Annotated in this window: 5 protein-coding genes and 1 pseudogene; 2 read left to right on the forward strand and 4 right to left on the reverse strand. The window is 62.2% G+C overall.

Features of this window, described 5'->3' with window-relative positions; genetic code table 11:
- The coding region (locus tag HX846_RS23160) for an NtaA/DmoA family FMN-dependent monooxygenase (protein ID WP_178966158.1) at positions 1 to 769 on the reverse strand (769 nt) is incomplete at its 3' end.
- Positions 770 to 843: 74 nt separating this feature from the next.
- Complete coding sequence (locus tag HX846_RS23165) at positions 844 to 1368, reverse strand: MarR family winged helix-turn-helix transcriptional regulator (protein WP_003219677.1); 525 nt, start codon at positions 1366 to 1368, stop codon at positions 844 to 846.
- Between the two features lie 120 nt (positions 1369 to 1488).
- On the opposite strand from HX846_RS23165, the gene HX846_RS23170 reads away from it, so the two are divergent.
- On the forward strand, positions 1489 to 2289 hold the full coding sequence (locus HX846_RS23170; protein WP_102605585.1) for an SDR family oxidoreductase: 801 nt from the start codon (positions 1489 to 1491) through the stop codon (positions 2287 to 2289).
- Positions 2290 to 2303: 14 nt separating this feature from the next.
- On the opposite strand, the gene HX846_RS23175 is transcribed toward HX846_RS23170, so the two are convergent.
- Both HX846_RS23175 and HX846_RS23180 read right to left on the reverse strand, forming a co-directional pair.
- Positions 2304 to 2558, reverse strand: a complete 255-nt coding sequence (locus tag HX846_RS23175; RefSeq protein WP_003219674.1) for a hypothetical protein — start codon at positions 2556 to 2558, stop codon at positions 2304 to 2306.
- A gap of 86 nt (positions 2559 to 2644) precedes the next feature.
- The gene (locus HX846_RS23180) at positions 2645 to 2950 is read right to left on the reverse strand and encodes a putative quinol monooxygenase (protein ID WP_178966159.1); all 306 of its coding nucleotides are present in this window, start codon (positions 2948 to 2950) and stop codon (positions 2645 to 2647) included.
- Positions 2951 to 3102: 152 nt separating this feature from the next.
- Between HX846_RS23180 and HX846_RS23185 the strand changes: the two are divergent.
- Positions 3103 to 3292 (forward strand): annotated as a pseudogene (locus HX846_RS23185) (amidase); the annotation flags it as partial.

Here is a 3292-nt window from a genome sequence, read left to right on the forward strand (position 1 = left end):
TGATATCGGCATAGAATTTACGCCCTTCCTCGAGCGTGCCGGGCGCCACGAAGATCACCTCGGCGGTTTCTGCCGCCAATTGCCGGCCGGGCTCCGAGGCGCCGGCCTGCACGATCACCGGCCAGCCCTGCACCGGGCGGGCAATGTGCAGCGGGCCGCGCACATTGAGGTAGCGGCCCTGGTGATTGAGGGTGTGCAGCTTGTCGGGGTCGAAGTACACACCGCTGTCGGCATCGCGGATGAAGGCATCATCGGCCCAACTGTCCCAGAGCCCGGTGACCACATCGTAGAACTCCCGCGCACGGGCGTAGCGCTCGTCGTGGGCGTAGGCCTGCTCCAGGCCGAAATTCTGCGCCGCATCCGGGTTGGCAGTGGTGACGATATTCCAGCCGGCGCGGCCGTTGCTCAGGTGATCCAGGGACGCGAAGCGCCGGGCAATGTGGAACGGTTCGTCGTAGGTGGTCGAGGCCGTGGCTACCAGGCCGATGTGCTCGGTGGCCTGGCTCAGGGCCGACAATAAGGTGAACGGTTCGAAGGAGGTGGCGGTGTGGCTGCGCTTCAACGCGTCGATAGGCATGTTGAGCAGGGCCAGGTGGTCGGCCATGAAGAACGCATCGAAACGCGCTTTCTCCAGGGTTTGGGCAAACTGCTTGAGGTGCGTGAAGTTGAAGTTGGCGTCACGGTAAGCGCCGGGATAGCGCCAGGCGCCGGTGTGGATGCTGACCGGGCGCATGAACGCGCCCAGCTTCAGTTGGCGTTGAGTGGTCATGGAAAGCCCCTGATCGAGAGGGGCCCAGCATCGGATGGGCGAACGGCGTCTGTCTAATAACCAAAGGATCTGACTTATGCCTGCGCGGATCGGCTGTTGTAGTCCGCCAGAAACTCTTCGGAGGCGACATGGTCTGCCATGCCCCGCAGCTGCGCGGCCGAATCATGCCCCAACACCTCCTCTACCCGGTTATTGGCCGCCGCCCAATACACCAGCGCCTCACTGAACAGCGCTTCGCCCTTGGGCGTGAGCACACAGCGTTTGGTGCGCTTGTCCAGGGCATCCGGGCGCAGCTCGACAATCCCGTCGCGCACCAGCGGCTTCATCGCATGGGTCAGCGCCGACATCAGGATTGCCAGGCGTCCGGCCAGCTCCTGCAACGTCGGCCCTGCCTGCTCATCCACCGCCGCCCACCGGGCGATTTCACCCAGCAAGCCGACCTGCGTAGCCTTCAGGCCAATCGGCGCCAGCGCTTCGTCATACAGTTGGCCCAGCCGCCGGGCGGCACGGCGCAGTGCGTTGTTGGTGCACGCCACGTCCCCCAGCAGGCTCAAAAGGTCGGCACGGGCATCAGGCTTGTCAGTCTTGTGTGTTGGCATTTTCAGATCCTCCATGCCGGTAGAATGATTGAGTACTAAACCATTGACAAGGACAAACGCCAAGCCTATAACTTGAGCCCTCAACAATATTGGTTGAGTACTCATCTATTGGAGCCGTTCATGTCGATCCCTGCTTCCACAAAAATTGCCCTGATCACGGGTGCTTCTTCAGGTATTGGCGCCGTGTATGCCGACCGATTGGCAGCCCGTGGCTACGACTTGATCCTGGTCGCCCGTCGTGAAGACCGCCTCGAAGCACTGGCGGCGAAGATCACTCAAACCTACGGGCGCGAGGTCCAGACCATCGGCGCCGACCTGGTAAACCCCGCGGACCTGGCCCGTGTTGAAAGCCTGCTCGCCGGCAACCCGGCGATCCAGGTGCTGGTGAATAACGCCGGCCTGGCCCGCCTGCATCCGCTGGCTCAATCCTCGGTCGAGGATTCCACGACCCAGATCGCCCTGAACATCACCGCCCTCACCCGCCTGACCCACGCGGCGCTGCCGGGCATGCTGGTGCGCAATGAAGGTTTGATCATCAACGTGGCATCGGTGTTGGGCGTGCACTCGCTGCCGGTCAGCTCGGTGTACAGCGGCACCAAGAGCTATGTCCTGGCATTCAGCCGTGGCTTGCAATCGGAACTGGCGGAAACCGGGGTGAAGGTGCAGATCGTGTTGCCGGCAGCCACCGCTACCGAGATCTGGGACGCGTCGGGCATTCCGCTTTCCGCCCTGGAACAGGAGTCGGTCATGACCACCGAAAACCTGGTGGACGCGGCACTGGCCGGGCTGGATCAGGGTGAGACGATCACCTGGCCGTCGGTGGCCGATGGTTCGTTGTGGGAGACCTATGATGCGGCGCGTGGTGCGTTGTTTGCGGCCACGCAAACAGGCAAGCCGGCGCCCCGGTATGGGATCGTCTGAGGCGCCAGCCGGCTTTATTGAATACCGATGGAAATGCGCCGCACAGTCTGCTCCTCACGGGGCAGGCTGATGTCGCCTTCGTAGGTGCACTCGCGGCCGGTGCAGCTGTTTTCCACGGTCACCGGCGCAAGGCTTTTGACCGGAAAGCGCGGCTTGGGCTCAGCCTGCGGCGTGAGCGGTACAGCGCTGAGGACAGGTGCCTCGTAGGTCAGGTCCAGGCTGGACGCATGGGCCTGGGTGGCCAGAACGGCGAGCAGTGCGCTCGCCATGACAGTCCTTGTAAACAACATCGAAATCTTTCCGGGCAGCAAAAAATGAAGGGGCAATGATAACCCCTTGAGCTGCCGGGTTGAAGTCAACGTGCCTGGACGGCAGGTTCCAGCACCAATACGTTGGAGGGGCCCGCACGGAATGTCGGGTTGTGCTTCGCGGCTTCCAGCATGTGCGGCGCTGCGTGGTGATCCTTGAGCGTCGCCTTTGAAGCCCACGTCTCGATCAACACAAAACTGTCGCTGTTGCCCTCGACCGGATGCAGGTCGTACTGGATGCAACCGGCTTCGGCCCGGACCAGCGGAGCGAGCCCGGCAAAGGCCGCCAACTGGTCCGCACCCCGGCCAGGCTGGGTATTGATGATGACGACAAGCCGCACTTCATCGGACATAAACAGCACCGTTATCGATAAGGAAATTGAGGCGCCACAGTAAGGGATGCCATTCTCTGGCGCTATGAAAAATCTATCAGTAAGCTACTTTCACTGATTGGATTGAGTCAGCACTCAAGCCCTCCCCCTTTTCTGCACCCGGCGATAACCACGTGATCGAAGTAACCGAAGTTTCCATTGCCCAGCTGCGCACTGCGCTCGAATCCGGCCAGACCACGGCGGTTGAACTGGTCGAGGCTTACCTCGCCAGGATCGACGCCTACGACGCCCCCACGACTGCCACCGCGCTCAACGCGGTGGTGGTGCGCAACCCGCAAGCGCTGGAGGAAGCCCGGGCATCCG

It is taken from the genome of Pseudomonas sp. K5002 (assembly GCF_013386655.1).
GTDB lineage: Bacteria > Pseudomonadota > Gammaproteobacteria > Pseudomonadales > Pseudomonadaceae > Aquipseudomonas.

Bases quoted from the DNA above. Each gene is read 5' to 3' on its own strand.
- HX846_RS23170 (WP_102605585.1), top strand. From the start codon at position 1,489: ATGTCGATCCCTGCTTCCACAAAAATTGCCCTGATCACGGGTGCTTCT.
- HX846_RS23180 (WP_178966159.1), bottom strand. From the start codon at position 2,950: ATGTCCGATGAAGTGCGGCTTGTCGTCATCATCAATACCCAGCCTGGC.
- HX846_RS23175 (WP_003219674.1), bottom strand. From the start codon at position 2,558: ATGGCGAGCGCACTGCTCGCCGTTCTGGCCACCCAGGCCCATGCGTCC.
- HX846_RS23165 (WP_003219677.1), bottom strand. From the start codon at position 1,368: ATGCCAACACACAAGACTGACAAGCCTGATGCCCGTGCCGACCTTTTG.